Here is a 16,998-nt window from a genome sequence, read left to right as displayed (position 1 = left end):
ATACATTAAGTTTTTTAGAATTAATGTTCTGATAAAAAATCTAAGAAACAAGAATCAACCATTCCAAAAACAACATATTAACTATTTTATATATCTTTCAATGATGAAAGTCCATTTTTAAGTAAAAAATATATGTTATAATTTAATAAATAAGTAAAAAATATTATAGTTAGGGTGAGAAAATTGAAAAAAAAAATTGGTATTGTCGCTGATTCCTCTTCAGGATTTTCAATTAAAGATTTAAAAGAAATGAATATTGGATTTTGTCCATTATTAATCACTTTTAGTGATGATACAACTATTACTGATGACCCTAACATTCTAAAGGATGAAGAATTCTATAATAGAATAGTTCATGAAAAACAATCTGCCAAAACTTCGCAAACACCACTTGGTCAAATGAGTATAATTTGAGAAGATGCTTTAACTAAATTTGAAAAGATTATTTTTATTCCTTTATCAAAGGGGTTATCGGGTCAATATAACACTGCTACTATGTTATCAAAAGAATCTAATTTTAAAGATAAAGTTTTTGTTTTTGATAGTAATGGTGTTTCAGTTATTAACTGACTATTAGTTAAAAAAGCATATCAAATGTCACTTAACGAAAAAAATAATGTTAATGATATTATAGAAGCACTAAAATTAATAAGAGATAACTATATAGCATTTATTTTACCTTATGATTTAAATTATTTAGTTCGTGGTGGTAGGATTTCAAAATCAGCAGCAGCCTTAGCTACTATGTTAAAAATAACTCCAATTTTATCTTTTGACGGAACCATTGATAAATTTGATAAAACAAGAACATGAGATAAAGCTATTAAAAATACTCTTAAAGAAATTAATAAAAGTAAAAAAATAGAAAGCATTACTCTCTTTTACATTATTCATGCTTTTGCTGAGGCAAAAGAAATAGAAAAAATTACAAAATTTGTTAAAGATTATGGCATTAAAAACGTCAAAACTATTAATTTAGCAAACGTAATTTGTGCTCATACAGGAATTGGAACCTTCAGTTTTGTTGCTTTTAATTTAGATAAAGATAAGTTACCAAAATTATAACAATAAAAAATTCACTTTTATGAGAAACATTTAAAAGTGATTTTTAATAATGGCAGGGGTGGCAGGACTCGAACCCACAACACTCGGATCTGAAGGCCGATGTTCTACCATTGAACTACACCCCTAAAATATTTAATTTAAATAGTACATGTTCAATTTTACGCGAAAGAAGTTTTAAGTTCAATTAAAATTTCATTTTTTTTATTTTTAATTCACATTTATCACAAATTCCATGAATTTCTAACTTATAATGTGAAAAATAAAAATTATTTTTAGTTGCTAATTTTTCAAGTTTTTCTTCTTGTAATGGTGAAATTTGTTGTTTATCTTCGAAAGAGGCATGAATAATTTTATTACAAAAATTACAAATAATATGAACGGTATTTTCTGATAGTTCATAAATTATTTGTTTTCCTTCAAAAACATTAGCATGAATAATATGTTCTGTCATTAATAAATCAATAGTATTATAAATACTCATAATATTAATATTATCATTACCTTCTTTTGTTAAAAAACTAATAATATCATTAATACTAACATGTTGCTTAAGCGTTAATACTTTAATAACTGCTTTACGAACATCAGTTAAACGATAGTCTTTATCTTTCAACTTTTGGATAATATTTTCAAAATTTTTATTCATACTAATCTCCTGATAAAATATAATATTACTTTTTTTTATTTTTTTCAATTGCTACTAATCTTTCAATTTCATTTATTAAATCTTGAACTGTTTTTGTTTGTAAATCCAGTAATTTATTATCATTAATTTTTACATTATGTTTTTCTTCTATTTTAATAACAATCATTACTAATTTAAGAGAGTCAATTTTTACATCTTTAAATTTAGTTTTGGGTGTAATTTTTTCTTTAATTTCTGGATAATCTTTTTTAATAATTTGATGAATTTCACTTAAAATATCCATAAATTCACTCCTAATTTAAATCATTTTTATTAATAGTTATACTTAGTATAACATAGAGCATTAAATTTTATTTGTTATTTTAAAATATCATTCTAAATAATCTAGTTTTAAATTAGTATTATATTCAACTCATACAGCATTATTTAAAATATTAAAATGAAAAATAAAATTATTAATTTTTCATTGTGGAAATGTTTTAATAATTAACTTTAAAAATATGTATTGAAATAAATCTTGATTAAATTGTATTTTATATATAATCTGTGACTGATTTGCTAAGATAGTACTATTTTTATCTAAAATAATTGTAATACTTTCATTTAATTTTTTAATATCAATAGCTTCTACAACTATGTCTGGATTTAAATTTTCTTTTTTATCATCTACGGTCTCTAATTCTACATCATATTCTTTTACAATTTCATTTAAATTTTTATTAGTTGAAAAATTTTTGATAATAAAAAATAACATAATACTTAATGTAATAGTGATAGTAATAATTAAAATGCTAATTTGTAACCTACGTATAAACATTTTATACCTTTATTTGACTATGAATTAAATACTTATAATCAATAAAACTAAAGTTATCACTACTATAAAATTTTAATATTTCATTGTAAGTTAAACTAAAATTAGTGGTTGTCACTCAATTTTCACTATTATTTCTTATTAATTTTTTAATAAAAATAGAATGATATGGACCACCAATAATTGGTTCACTACTTTCTTCAATAAATTTTAAATTAATATCATATTTAAAAAAGGTTTGAAAATTAAATGGAATATTTATATTAAAGTGAAAACATTCAAATCTTGGTAAATCAAATTGATTTTTTCCTATTTCATCATTCAATACTATTTTATTTACAATGCTATTATAAATAGTACTATAAAATTCTAAATAATATTCATCAATATTTTTTTTATTACGTAATAAAAAAGCTGGTATTTTATTATTTTGATAAAATTTTGATAGATTTTCATTAATATTTAATGATGTATTTTGTTGTAAATCAAAATTATTATTAAATATTAATATTTTACGTAATATTGTTTCTTTATCATCATAATAATAATCTTTTACTTTTGGAAAATGTGATACTAGATAACGTTTTATTCTTATTGGCACTATATTTGCAGTATTAATATTATTACCAGAAAACTTAAAAACCTCATCTAATCTTGATTTTCCACCAACTATCATGTTCTTCATGATCTTTTTAGAAAAAATATGATAAAATCCTTTATCAGAGAAATTTGTCGTTAAAATAATGGGATTTTTAATTTCCAAATTAAAATTTGTTGTAATAAACATTTTTGGTTTAATTTGTAATTGATACTGTGGATTACTATTAAAATAAAAACTAAGTGTTCCATAATTATGTTTATTATTAATATGACGAACTTGCTTTAAATTACTAGGTTTTTTACAATTAAAACTATAATTTAAAATATTTATATTATCTTTTTTAATTGCTATTGCTGGTAAAATTATCTTATAAGTTTTCATAACCATATGTAAAAAAGAAATATCAGCATATGGACCAAGTTTATTATTTTCAAGTAATTCTAAATATGAAGAAGTAAGAAATACTCACTTAATTGATTTAGATATCACAAGTTGTCCACTTGCCTGCTTAATATTACTATAATTCAAATCATATTGAAACGTTACATCGTCAAGTAATCCTTCACTTGGTTCTTTGTTAATATCAAAATCATAACTATATGCTTCTACAATTTGAAGTTCAATATAATAATAACTGCTTTTTTGCAAAGTTTGGATTGGAAAGCCAACCACTGTAAATCTTGGAATTAAAAATAATTCTTTTTCATAAATGGGGCTGTTTTTTACATCACTCGTTAAATTCATCTTTTGTTCTAAAAAACTACGCGAATTCAATAAATCAATGCTATTAATATTCATTTTATATCCTTAAATTAAATATAAGTATAAAAAACGCTTAATAGCCGTTTTTTCTAATTTTTCATATTCTTTGATATGATAATATTTTTTTCATCAATTTTTATTTGATTTAACTAAGAACGTTCTAACAATATAACTATATTCATTTTTTGGTAATAATGCTAAAACTGTATCAACAATTTGTACATGTTTTTCATAATTTTTTAAATCCTTATTTATCGCTATCTTATTAGCATAGTGAACACTATCCTCTTTCAAAACATAATTTTCTTTAAAATTATTATTTGCTAATGTTAATTTTGCTTGTTCATATTTAACAAAAATAGCAGCAATTAGTTGCTTATCAGCACTTATTTGTTCTTTCATTATTATCACCTCAATAATAATTTAAAAACAAATAATTATCTTTCCTCTATTTTATTTCTATTTAACTGACTAATTTTAATATGATCTTGCAAAATAAGTTCAGACACTATTAGGAGTTTGACACTTAAAACAATTACTTGGTTTTTTATACGGTTCTAAAGGAATACAACGTGATGTTGTACCAGTTAAACTTTTAATTTCTTCTTCACACTTTATTTGATCACAAAAAGGTACAATAAAGAAACCTTTATGAATTTTAACTAATTTATGATATTCATTGAAATCTGTTAACTCTTTTAAACTTGTATTTAATTTTTTTTGTGAATTATTAAATAAATCTTTATTTAATTTATTTAATTGATTAATAATAGTTGTTACTAATAGTTTTTCATTATTAATTTCAACATCAATAGTATCTAAATTATGACGTAAAATTAATTTAATTACTTGATTTTCAATTTCTTGCTCACCAATTGCAATAGTAATTGGAATACCTTTAATTTGACTTTCACTTTTCTTATAAGAAAAACTTTTATTATCTTCATTTATTAATACTCGGAAATGAGAACTTAAAATTTTAAATATTCTTTCAACAGTTATTTTAACTTTATCACTTTTAGGTGATAAATTTAAAAGCATAATCTGATGTGGTGCAATTGTAGATGGCAATACTAAACCCAGATCATCGCTATGCGCCATAATTAAAGCACCAATTAATCTTGTCGATACACCTCATGATGTTTGATATCCTAATTCTTGTTTATTGTCTTTATTACTAAATTTAATATTAAATACCTTTGTGAACTCTTGACCAAAATAATGACTAGTACCGGCTTGTAATGCTTGTCCATCTTGCATCATAGTTTCAATTGTATATGTCATTTTTGCTCCAGCAAAACGTTCGTGAATTGTTTTTGCACCAACAATAACTTTAATTGCTAATTGTTTTTCAACAAAATCAGCATACAACTTAATCATTTTTAATGTAAAGTTTTTTGCTTCTTCATCGTTATTATGCATTGTATGTCCTTCTTGTCATAAAAATTCACTAGTTCTTAAAAATGGTTTTGTATTTTTTTCTCATCTAACAACATTACATCATTGATTATATAATAATGGTAATTGTTTATATGAACTAATTATTTTTGAAAAATGACGACAAAATAAAACTTCTGAAGTAGGACGAATAATTAGTTCCTCTGATAATTGATTATTTCCAACTTTAGTTACAGTTGCACATTCTGGTGCAAAACCCTCAATATGATCTTTTTCAACTTGAAATGCTTTTTGACTAATTAAAAGTGGTAGCATTACATTTTCAATATTTAAAATTTTAAATCTTTGATTTAATAAATGTTGAATATTTTCTCAAATTGCATATCCGCGAGGACGAAAAATAATGGTACCGGCCGCTGAACCATTTTCTGCACCATAATCACAAAGTTCTGCTTGCTTAATAACATCAGTATATCATTTGGCAAAATCAATCTCTCTTGCTGTAATATTTTTATTCTTTGCATTATTCATAATGATCTATTCACCTTTCGTTGATTGACTTTTATGTCACTTCCAATAATTTGGGTAATTTAAAGCATCTAGCACTTTATTTGCTTGTTCTGATTCTAATACTTTTCCTAGTAAATAGTCAACCTTTAATCCTTTTAAAACAATAATTTCAGGAACGTTAATAATACCACGAGCTAAAATATTTTTAATACCTAAAATTCTTAAATAATGCAAACAAATAATAACATCAATATATTTACTAAAACTAAAAGTAACTTGTTCTAATAAATTAGAAGTTAAAACTACATAATCAGGTTTAAAATGATTAATTAATTTAAAATTATCAATATGACGTAAATCATGAGTAAAAGAAATTTTTATTTTATTACTACGAATAGTTTTAATAATTGAATCATACTTATTCCAACTATTAATTTCACCAATATCTTGAAAATCAAAAATTAAATCACAATTTTCAAAAAGATTTTTTCTCTTATTAACAAGAGCAATTAACTTTGTTAAAATAGTTTTATCTTGTAACTCAATTAAACTAACAGGAAGAATAAGGTTTTTTTCTTGTTTTAATTTTGCAAATTTTTCAAATGTTTGAATAAATAAAGGCTCATTTACTTTTCATCACAATCCTGAATCTTGAATATTACGCATCAAAACAATAAACGAAACATAATAAGAATTTTTAACAAAATTTCATCAAGCATAGTAACAATTTGGTTCATTTGAATTATCACTTTTATATACTGGTCTAATACTAACACTTAATAATTTTTCCATTTGTTCTGATTGTAGAAGTGAATAATGATTATAATCGGGATAATTTAAAATATCATTTGTCTTCAATTTGATTTCAATTAAGTCTCTACTTTGTACTACTTCTAATTGATTCTTATCAATAATTTTATTATATAATATATAGACATTTGAAGCATCAGTTTTTACTGAAGCATAAACACATAATATTTGACTTTGAATCTGCAAATAACTACTTTTTTCTACTAAATTACGTTTAATATAACTATTTATTTTTTTTTGGAATCGATATAAATTTATTTTCTTATTTCTAGAATAAATTAAAAACTGACCATCATAATATTTACAAATAATAGTATTATCTAATCCTAAAGTTATTTTACTATAATATGAAATTAATAATTCCATTCGTTCAATATTATTAACAGTTAAAATATTTTCTAATGCTAAATAATTCTTTATTTTTATTAAAATCATATATTCAAATTGACTATTTATTTTTTTATTATATTTTTTTTGACTAAAATTATCTAAAATAGTTTGTACAAAAACTGACTTTACCACTGTTAACTCATTTTGTTGTAAAATAATTGCTTGTGAAATAGCAAAACGATTATAACGAATATTACTTTGCATTTGACCATACAAAACTTTATTATTATTATCAAAATAATCAATTGATAAATCATAAACAATAACTTTACTTCCTAATTGAAAGGAAACCGAAAAATGACACGGCTCAAATGGAACTTTATTCACTAATAAATCTTGAATAAAAATTTCAATTTTTACTTTAGTTTTACGATTCATCATTGATTTAAATACAAACAATGAAATTCGTTTTTTACGATTTAAAACTTCTAAGCGTTCAGAAAAAGTAATGATTTCATTTTTTAAATCAATTTTCAATGGAACTAAACTTAACAAATCACCATGGATAACATTATAATATTGATTATTACGATGATTTAAACGTATAAATAAAATAATTATTATTGTCATAAAAGGAATTAAAGCAATAATTACAATTGCAGATCAACGCATAATTTTACCTCCATTTAATCAGAGCCTAAAGTAATATTACCATTATTTCCTTGGAAAAGTTTTAACTTTAGTCTTTGATTATCAATATATAATTTAGCTAAACGAAACATTTTGCGATCTTTAACCAAAATTCAATCAATAGCTTCAACAGGAATTGTTTCGTATATTTGAACACGATTAGTATCAACATTTAAACCTCAATCTTTAGTAGTGCTTTGAAATAGTTTATGAATATCAACAGAAATAATAGCTATTTTATTAACATCAACATTTTGCTCTGCACATCACTTTCAAAAAAAATGACGTGTTGAATTACCTAACTCTAATTCTAAATAAGTAGCATGTTCTAAATAAGTTCAAACAATATATTCTTGCTTTGGCAATAATTTAATTTGTGAAGAAGGTTTAATTCCTTGTTCTAATATTAAAGTAATATTACTAACATCAGTATAAAAAAATAAGTTAAAAATATTTTTATTTTCTAAATGTTTAATAATTTGAATAGTTGATCTTCTTCTAAAATTTAAAAAAATATTATTACGTTTTTTATTATTCGTTGAAGTAGAAGATTTATTAGATTTTTTTTGTTTTTTAAACCTATTAAAAAAAGGAGTTTTTTTTTCATTGTCTTCTGATAATTTAGAAATATCCAAATTAGGTTGATTTTCATCACTAAAATATTCTTTAATTTTTTTAATTCGTCGACTTCAACCCATAAATTATGACCACCTTATTATTAATATTTACCTAATTATACTAAATTTTTTTAAAATAATGGTGCTAAAATTCTAAGCAATAATAAAAATACACCCCGATAGGCAAAACTACGATGTAGTAGTGGATTACTAATAATTAAACTAGAATGAATAAAATCTTTTTCAAATGAAGCAGATAAATCACTATTTGTTTTACTATCATAAACAATTACTAAAGTTTGATGATCTGAATAAAGACTACGATAATCAAGATTAGTTGAACCAATAATAGTAATATCATCATCAAAAATACCAGACTTAGAATGGTTAAAAACATTATTATATTCGTAAATTTTAACACCTGACTCAATCAATGAATCATAATAAGTTCTTGACATGTCTAATGATAAAAATTTATCAGTAATTCCGGGTAATGATAATCTAACATCAACACCAGAATAAGCACTATTACGCAATGCAGTAATTAAATCGCTAGTTGGAATTAAATAAGGAGTACTAATTCAAACTCGCTTTTTAGCATTACTAATAAATTTAATAAATAAATCTTTTTGAATTGTTTCTTTAGTAATAGGTCCATCATCAATTACTTGGACAATAATATTATTTTTAATTTTTATTTCAGATTTTTCAGCACTAATATCAAGAATATTACCAGTAATAAAATGCCAATCTTGTCTAAATATTAAATCAATTGATTTAACAGCTTCCCCAACAATTCTAATTTGGGTATCTCTTCAAAAGCCATACTTTGCAGAAAGATAAATATAGTTATCTGCTAAGTTAACTCCACCAGCATAACCAATATTCCCATCAATAATAATATCTTTACGATGATTACGAAAATTATAATTTCCTGTCATAAATGGTAATCTAACTGGTGAAAATTTATGAATAATAATTCCCATTTTTTTCATTTTTCATATTTTATATTTTGATAAACTAAAATATGAACCAACAGCATCATAAATCATATAAACTTTAACTCCTGCTTCAATCCTTGCTTTTAAAACATTAATAATTACTTCTAACAGCTCCCCTTCACCAAGAATAAAATAATTAATAAAAATATAACTTTTTGCTTGTTTTAAATCTTCAAATAATTTAACAAATTTATTAGGACCATTATTTAAAATTTGAACATCAGTATTATTATAAAATGGTCGATGAGAAATTCTTGTTGTATAGTTAAATAAAGATAAAGTATCTTCACTCAAAGTTATTTTTTTTGATTCTAAAATTGAATTAGCAAAAGTTCAATCTTCTTGGGTATAAAAATAACTATTTGTTTTTAAATAAGCTTTTTGTTTTCGTCGATAACGATAAGGACGACCAAAAGTTCAATATAAAAAAATACCGATGATTGGCAAACATAAGGTAACCATAATTCATGATAGTTTTGCATCTTGCATACGATTGGTAATGAAAATAATAATACCAGTTAAAATAGTTAAAGTAATAATTATCATCAAAATAATTCATGAATATTTAATATAATTAAATATAACAAAAACTATTGTTGCAATCAAAGCAATATATAAGATTAATGATAAAAGTAAGTTTACTCGTTTACGCATGATTTCTCCTTAATATAAAGAGTTCTTTATTAAATTATATCTAATTATTAATAAATTTATTATTTAAAAGTAAAAAAAAGCAATTAATGCTTTTTAAATAATGGCGGAATGGGAGAGATTCGAACTCTCGCGACAGTTTCCCGTCCTAACTGATTAGCAATCAGTCCTCTTCAGCCTCTTGAGTACCACTCCAAAGTTATAATAATTACTTTTTTTACAATTATTATTATAACTTTAATTTTAAAATTTACTATGTATTTTTTAATTTTTTTTAAAAAATCCTATATTCCAAAATAAAATTTCACTATTTTTTAAATTAAATAAATAATATATTACTAAATTTGTTACAAATTTATTTTTTTACTTGAAACTACTATTTAATTTATACAACACAAACATTGCATTGATAATTTTCACTATCCTCTAAAACCTCTTGACGAATACGAACATAATAAATTGATGAACAACCTTTTTTAAAGGCTCTAATATAAGCTTTATTTAAATCACGAGTTGTCGCTTTATCAGTAATAAATAAAGTTAAAGAAATTGCTTGATCAACGTGCTGTTGTGCAGCTGCTACAATATCAATAATTGGATTAGGACCTAATTCATATCCACCTTCAGTGTAATATGATAAATTATTATCATCAATCTTATAAGCAGGAACATAAACACGACCTAATTTCCCTTCTTTTCGTACCTCAACAGGAGCGACTACCGGTTGTAGACTTGGTGTACACGAAGATAAATAACTAATTGAACCAGTGGGTGCTACTGCCATTAAATGTGAATTAGCCAATCCCGTTTCTTTAATTTTTATTACTAATTCTTTCCATTGCTTCTGAGTTGGAATCATAATGTTATATTTTGTAAATAATTCTTGTATTTTTTTTGTTTCAGGAGTTCATTTATCTGACTGACATTTTATATATTTATCAAAATATGAACCATCAGCAAATTTTGAATTTTTAAATCCACCAAAACTTCCAAATTTTAATGCTAATTTATTTGAAGCACTAAAAGCATGATAAGCCATAACATAAAAGAAAATATTAGTAAAATCAATTGCTTCTTTTGAATCATAAAAAATATGATTTGTTGCTAAAAATCCATGTAAATTCATAGCGCCTAAACCCAAAGCATGATTTTTTTTATTTCCATATGCAACTGACGGAGCACTAGAAAAATCACTACTTCTTGATACGTGGTCTAATGAATGAATTGCTTGAAAAATAACCTCACCAAATTCACTTCCACTTTCCATTACTTTTGCAATATTAATACTTCCTAAATTACAACTAATATCTTCACCAATTTCTTTAAAACTTAAATCACTATTAAATTCACTAGCTGTACTTACTTGAATAATTTCACTGCACAAATTACTCATAACAATTCTACCGGGATGAGCATTATTTTTATTTACTGTATCATCAAATAATAAATAAGGATATCCACTTTCAAAATGTAATTCAGCAATCATTTGAAATAATTTGCGAGCACTAATAAAATTTTTACTAATATCAGGGTTTTTTAACATATTATAATACTCTTTAGTAATAGAAATATCTGTCATTGCTTTACCATAAACTTTTGCAATATCATAAGGACTAAAAAGTGCCATCTGTTCATTGTTTTTTGCTAATTCAAAAGTAATATCAGGAATAACTACTCCTAAAGACATTGATTTAATACGAATTTTTTCATCTGCATTTTCACGCTTTGAATCTAAAAATAACATAATATCTGGATGATGAACATTTAAATAAACTGCCCCAGCACCTTGTCTTTGACCTAGTTGATTAGCATATGAAAATGAATCTTCAAGAATTTTCATAACTGGGATAACGCCTGTTGCTTGATTTTTAATATTTTTAATTGGAGCTCCAAATTCTCTTAAATTTGTTAAACACAAAGCAACTCCACCACCACGTTTTGATAACTGTAATGAAGTAGTAATAGCGCGAGCAATTGATTCCATGTTATCTTCAATTCGTAAAAGATAACATGAAGTGTATTCACCTCTTTGTTTTTTTCCTGCATTTAAAAATGTGGGAGTAGCTGGTTGAAATCTACCAGACATAATTTGTCTTAAAATTTTACTAGCATGTTCAATATTACCATCAGCGAAAAATAAACTATTCATAACAACTCTATCTTCATAATTTTCTAAATATTGTTTACCATTAAAACTTTTTAAAGCATAAGAATTATAAAATTTTAAAATACCCATAAAACTCGTAAACTGATAATTAAAACTGTATGCTTCATTTGTTAATCGTTCAATTTCCGTAATTGAATATTTATTAATTATTGTTTCATCATAATATTGATTTTTTACTAAATATTCTATTCTTTCTTTAACGGTTTTAAAAAGCAATAAATTTGGTTTAATATGATTTTTCATATAAGATTGTGCTGCTTGCAAATCAAATTGTACATTATTAGTAGTTTTTGCTCTAGCATTTAAAGTAACATATTCATCACTTTCTAAAGTTCCAGATAAAGTATTTATTTCATTGGTATTTTTTTTATCTTTATCTCAAAAATCTACTAATATATTTTTTATTGTTGATACATCATTATTAGTTCCTAATAATTCAAATTGAAATAATAGTGGGACATTTAATTTTTTTGAAAGAATTGGCCCGGCAATTGCAAAAGTATCACCAAAATTAGTATTCCCCGACGCAATAACACCACGACAAAAATTACGATTTTGCTTATTATTTAAAAATTTAATTACCTGTTTAGGAACCGCCCCTTCTTTAATATCACCACCCCCACTATATGTTGGTGTTATTAACACATAATCTTTATCAACTAAAATTTCCTCTTGTAGATCATGAGGAATTCTTGAATTTAAAACCTCTAATTTTTGAATAAAACGATGAGTATTATTTGACAAAGAAGAAAAATAAACAACATGAATTTTTCCTTCTGGCTTTAATATTTTTTGGTTTGAAACTTTTACAACATCATTATGCATTTTTTTCTCCTTTAAAATTAAAATTCTCAATCTTCATCTTGCGTTTCTACAGTAATGCCCATTACATAAGATGAACCATTACCTGAAAAGAAATCGTGATTTTCATCAGCTCGAGCTGATAATTGATTAAAAATTTCTGGCTTAATTCTTGTTTGTTCTTCACTAAAAGGTGAATCATATCCTAAATTTTGTAAAAACTTACCAGCATTATATAAACTAAACTTAATAGCATCTTCAGCTAAATTAAATTCTTGATATAATTCTGTTAAATATTGCTTTTCTAAATCAATTAATTTAAACAATAAATCAAATACAAATTTTTTCATTTCTTCTTGTTTTTCTTTTGGTAACTTTTCAACTTTTCTTTGATATTTATAGCCACTATAATAATTATGAATAACTTTATCACGTAAAATTAATCTAATAATATCTGAAGTATTAGGTAATTTACTACGAGCAGATAAATAAAATGGTAAATAAAAACCACCATATAATAAAAAACCTGGCATTAAAGCGGCAGCTACTTTGGATTTTAAAGGATCATCACTTGTATAATAAGGAATTAGTGCACGTGCTCTGGCTTGTAAACTTTCATTATTAATCACTCATTCATGAGCAGATTCAATCTGCTCACTAGAACATAAAGTTGAAAAAATTGTTCCGTATGATCGAGCATGAACTGCTACCATAAAAGCAAAATTTGTGTAAATAACTTGTTCATGATCAGTTAAAGAATTAGGTATTTGTGCGATATCACCAACTGTTGCCTGAATTGTATCTAATAAAGTTAAACCTGTAAATGTTCTTGTTATTAACTCTTGTCATTTTGGATTTAATGTTTTTCAAGAAGTTAAGTCATTAGAAACAGGAATTTTTTCTGGTAACCAAAAATTTTGAGTAATACGGTTTCAAACCTCTAAATCTTTTTCATCATTGATTACATTTCAATTTACAGACCGCATTTTTCCATTAAAATTTTTCATAATATATTCTAATGGTGACTGTGATTGTTGAAAATATTTGTTATCTTTTGCCATTTATTATTACCCCTCTACTTAATTACACAACTAAAAACATCCCCTATATTATATAAAGGATGTTGTCATTATTAAAAATTACTTTATTAAAATTACAAATATTAAAAAATAAAAGTAATTATTAAAAATAATCATTAATTCACACCCAGGAATATAATATCACTTAAAAAATTAGACCGGTCTACTGGCTTAGTTTCATTTTACTTGTTACCCTTCTCAAAGTTTTATCTTCAATGGTTTTGTAACGTTCATCAACATCACAGTTGCTGGGGCAGCAAAGAATTCTCATCTTTTTCCCGAACATCTAAAGTTCCTTGTTATTTAGTTGTATAAATATTCTACTACAAGAAAAACAATTTTGGTAATTTATAAATACATTACTATGTATTTTTTTAACCTCAACTATTTTAAAATTATTCTTAATTTTTTTATTATGAAAATTTTCATTTTAATATACAAAAATAATTTAATATATTCTTTACTGTTGTTTTTTAAAGTAAAAAACATTAATCTTTATACTTTATTTGTTAATAACTTTTTTTCAACTTTTTGTAATTGTTTAATAAAATCATTAATAGTACCGTTATTTTTAACAATAAAATCAATATCTTTATTTAAAATTAAATATTTTTTTTGTTGATTTAATAATGAAATAACTTGTAAATCATTAACATTATCACGTTCTTTTATTCGTTGGATTTTTTTATCTTCTTCAGCCTCAATTAAAAGAATTTTATCAACTAATAAATTTAAATTTGCATTAAATAATACTGCACAATCAATAACAATTAATTTTTGGTGTATTTTATTACGAATAATATCTTCTTCGACAATTTTTATCATTTTTGGTCAAATAATATTTTCTAATTTACGTAAAATATGAGGGTGCTGAAATGCTTCATACCGTAATTTTATTTTATTAATTGTTTTATCATTATTAATAAAAGTATCACCGAATTCATTAATTAATGCTTTTTTTGTTTCTTTTAGTGTATAAATATGTTTAACAACTTTATCAACAAAAATAACATACGCACCTTTATTTTGAAAAAAATTTGTAGCAGTTGTCTTACCTACTCCCGCTTCACCAATAATACCAATAATCATGAGTTCACCCTTACTTATGTTCAATTTGATAACTTGCAAGAATACCAATCATTGCTGCATTATCAGTACAGTATTCTAATTTTGGAACAATTATTTTTAAATTTGGATATTTAATTTTTAAATCTAATACTGCTAATCTTAATTGCTGATTAGCACTAACTCCTCCTGCTAAAACTAAAGTTTTTGGATTATGTTTTTTTAATGCTAATTCAATTTTATTAATCAATACTTGAATAACTGTTGTTTGAAAAGAAGCTGCAAAATTATTAAATTGTAACTTACCTTTTTCTTTATTTATCAAATTAGCACATGCTGATTTTAAACCACTAAAACTAAAATCTAAACTATTATCATTTTTAGGTAATGGTAATTTATAAGTTGGCTTTCCCAATTTAGCACTTCGTTCAATTTCAGGACCACCCGGATATTTTAAATCTAACATTCTTGCAACTTTATCATAACATTCACCAACAGCATCATCTAATGTTTGACCAAGTATAGTGAAATTTAAATGTTCATTTGCCAACATCAACTGTGTATGACCACCACTAACTAATAAACCAAGTACTGGAAATTCTCATTCATTATTAATTAAAGAAGCATACAAATGTCCATACAAATGATTACATGGAAGCAATGGCTTTTCTAAATAAGCAGCAATAGTTTCTGCTATAATTTTACCTACGTGTAAACAACTAGCCAGACCAGGAGTATTAGTATAAGCAACAAAATCAATATCCATAATTGAAATGTTAGATTTTTCAATTGCTGTTTGTAAGACAATAGCAATATTTTCACTATGAGCTCGTGCTGCTAATTCTGGAACAACACCACCATATTGTTGATGAAGCTTAATTTGTGAAGCAATAATATTACTTAAAACCTTTTTATCTTTAATAACAGCAACACTAGTTTCATCACAACTAGTTTCTATCGCTAAGATTATCATCAATATCCTCTTCTTTATAATAAGCAACTGCTGATTCTAAAGCTAAAATCATCATTTTTTTAAAACTAGTTTCGCGTAATGCTGCTGAAATTGATTCACCGGTAATAAAAGAATCAGAAATTGTTAATAAACAAGCCGCATTTTTTTCTAAATGTTTTGCATTAGCAAATAAGGCAAAAGATTCCATTTCTACTGCTAAGCATTTACTAATTAAAGGATTAGTTTTATAATCATTATCATTAATACGATAAAATACATCACTTGAATGAATTAAACCCGATCTTAAATTTATTTTTTCACTTACTATATACGAAGAATTTTCATTTTTTTGCTGATCAAATTCATTATCAATTTTTTGTGCCACTTTATTAATAATTTTGCTAATATTACCAACAGATTCAATTTGATTTTTATCAATATTAGCAGCATATTTAGCGAAAGTAGATTCACTATATACTTTAGTAGTATTAATAATATCATAAACTTTAACATCTTTTTGATATGAACCAGCGCTACCAACACGAATAATACAGTCAACATCATAAAATTTAAATAACTCATATGAATATATACCAATTGAAGGCATACCCATACCACTAGCAGCAATAGTAATATTATATCCTTTATATTTTCCAGTAAACATTAACATATTACGAACATTATTTACTTGTTTTCAATCTTGTAAAAAATTAGAAGCAATGAATTGAGCACGTAATGGATCACCTGGCATAATTACTACTTTTGCAATTTGATCACAAGCAGCTTTAATATGAGCTGTTGGAATTTTTTCTTTATTTTCCATATATTCTCCTTTTTTTAAATAATAATAGTTATTATAATATATTGTTAATTTAGTAACAACATTAATATTTTTAATGACTAGTTTTTTATTTTAAAAATTAAATTTAATTTTATAACTTTTCATACTAATTAAAGAAAATAAAAAATATTCTAAAAAAAGTTTAATCAACACCTTTTTTAGTTTTTTAGTATAATTTATTAAAACTAAATAATGTTT

Annotated in this window: 15 protein-coding genes, 2 tRNA genes and 1 riboswitch; of the genes, 1 reads left to right on the top strand and 16 read right to left on the bottom strand. The window is 24.2% G+C overall.

Translation table 4 applies throughout. The features are described from left to right. The first annotated feature begins 183 nt into the window (after window positions 1-183). The gene (locus M0D11_RS02900) at window positions 184-1,065 is read left to right on the top strand and encodes a DegV family protein (RefSeq protein WP_252319932.1); all 882 of its coding nucleotides are present in this window, start codon (window positions 184-186) and stop codon (window positions 1,063-1,065) included. A 50-nt stretch (window positions 1,066-1,115) separates the two neighbouring features. Here M0D11_RS02900 and M0D11_RS02895 read toward each other — a convergent pair. The 16 genes from M0D11_RS02895 to M0D11_RS02820 all read right to left on the bottom strand — a co-directional run bounded on the left by M0D11_RS02895 (window position 1,116) and on the right by M0D11_RS02820 (window position 16,782). Next, a tRNA-Trp gene (locus M0D11_RS02895) sits at window positions 1,116-1,190 on the bottom strand. A gap of 59 nt (window positions 1,191-1,249) precedes the next feature. Then, window positions 1,250-1,711 (bottom strand): Fur family transcriptional regulator, encoded by a 462-nt coding sequence (locus tag M0D11_RS02890; RefSeq protein WP_252319930.1) that lies wholly within the window; start codon window positions 1,709-1,711, stop codon window positions 1,250-1,252. A 25-nt stretch (window positions 1,712-1,736) separates the two neighbouring features. Beyond that, the gene (locus tag M0D11_RS02885; protein WP_252319928.1) at window positions 1,737-1,994 is read right to left on the bottom strand and encodes an acyl carrier protein; all 258 of its coding nucleotides are present in this window, start codon (window positions 1,992-1,994) and stop codon (window positions 1,737-1,739) included. A gap of 60 nt (window positions 1,995-2,054) precedes the next feature. Then, on the bottom strand, window positions 2,055-2,528 hold the full coding sequence (locus tag M0D11_RS02880) for a hypothetical protein (RefSeq protein WP_252319926.1): 474 nt from the start codon (window positions 2,526-2,528) through the stop codon (window positions 2,055-2,057). A gap of 1 nt (window position 2,529) precedes the next feature. Next, complete coding sequence (locus M0D11_RS02875) at window positions 2,530-3,924, bottom strand: hypothetical protein (RefSeq protein ID WP_252319924.1); 1,395 nt, start codon at window positions 3,922-3,924, stop codon at window positions 2,530-2,532. A 9-nt stretch (window positions 3,925-3,933) separates the two neighbouring features. After that, a complete protein-coding gene (locus M0D11_RS02870) occupies window positions 3,934-4,290 on the bottom strand; it encodes an MG284/MPN403 family protein (protein WP_252319922.1) in 357 nt (118 codons plus the stop codon). 75 nt (window positions 4,291-4,365) lie between these two features. Beyond that, window positions 4,366-5,817 (bottom strand): proline--tRNA ligase, encoded by a 1,452-nt coding sequence (gene proS, locus M0D11_RS07190; protein ID WP_252319920.1) that lies wholly within the window; start codon window positions 5,815-5,817, stop codon window positions 4,366-4,368. Between the two features lie 6 nt (window positions 5,818-5,823). After that, window positions 5,824-7,608, bottom strand: coding sequence for a hypothetical protein (locus M0D11_RS02860; protein ID WP_252319918.1), 1,785 nt, complete (start codon window positions 7,606-7,608; stop codon window positions 5,824-5,826). A 14-nt stretch (window positions 7,609-7,622) separates the two neighbouring features. Further along, complete coding sequence (locus M0D11_RS02855; protein ID WP_252319916.1) at window positions 7,623-8,324, bottom strand: acetyltransferase; 702 nt, start codon at window positions 8,322-8,324, stop codon at window positions 7,623-7,625. 50 nt (window positions 8,325-8,374) lie between these two features. After that, window positions 8,375-9,898: a cardiolipin synthase gene (cls, locus tag M0D11_RS07185; RefSeq protein ID WP_252319914.1), complete on the bottom strand. Its 1,524-nt coding sequence runs from the start codon at window positions 9,896-9,898 to the stop codon at window positions 8,375-8,377. A gap of 101 nt (window positions 9,899-9,999) precedes the next feature. Continuing rightward, window positions 10,000-10,090, bottom strand: a tRNA-Ser gene (locus M0D11_RS02845). A gap of 190 nt (window positions 10,091-10,280) precedes the next feature. After that, window positions 10,281-12,887: a class 1b ribonucleoside-diphosphate reductase subunit alpha gene (gene nrdE, locus M0D11_RS02840; protein WP_252319912.1), complete on the bottom strand. Its 2,607-nt coding sequence runs from the start codon at window positions 12,885-12,887 to the stop codon at window positions 10,281-10,283. Window positions 12,888-12,904: 17 nt separating this feature from the next. After that, complete coding sequence (gene nrdF / locus M0D11_RS02835) at window positions 12,905-13,924, bottom strand: class 1b ribonucleoside-diphosphate reductase subunit beta (protein WP_252319910.1); 1,020 nt, start codon at window positions 13,922-13,924, stop codon at window positions 12,905-12,907. A gap of 157 nt (window positions 13,925-14,081) precedes the next feature. Continuing rightward, a riboswitch (cobalamin riboswitch) is annotated at window positions 14,082-14,247 on the bottom strand. A gap of 190 nt (window positions 14,248-14,437) precedes the next feature. Beyond that, entirely contained in the window at window positions 14,438-15,031 is a 594-nt protein-coding gene (coaE, locus tag M0D11_RS02830; protein ID WP_252319908.1) for a dephospho-CoA kinase, read from the bottom strand. A gap of 10 nt (window positions 15,032-15,041) precedes the next feature. Continuing rightward, a complete protein-coding gene (gene tsaD, locus M0D11_RS02825; protein ID WP_252319906.1) occupies window positions 15,042-15,980 on the bottom strand; it encodes a tRNA (adenosine(37)-N6)-threonylcarbamoyltransferase complex transferase subunit TsaD in 939 nt (312 codons plus the stop codon). After that, window positions 15,955-16,782: a purine-nucleoside phosphorylase gene (locus tag M0D11_RS02820; RefSeq protein WP_252319904.1), complete on the bottom strand. Its 828-nt coding sequence runs from the start codon at window positions 16,780-16,782 to the stop codon at window positions 15,955-15,957. The genes tsaD and M0D11_RS02820 overlap by 26 nt, the downstream gene beginning before the upstream one ends. Window positions 16,783-16,998 lie beyond the last annotated feature (216 nt).

Source organism: Spiroplasma endosymbiont of Lariophagus distinguendus (genome assembly GCF_023846195.1).
In the GTDB taxonomy this organism is placed as follows: domain Bacteria; phylum Bacillota_I; class Bacilli_A; order Mycoplasmatales; family VBWQ01; genus Spiroplasma_E.
The sequence above is the reverse complement of the archived record's forward strand: the minus strand, read 5'-3'. Positions and strand labels throughout refer to the sequence as shown.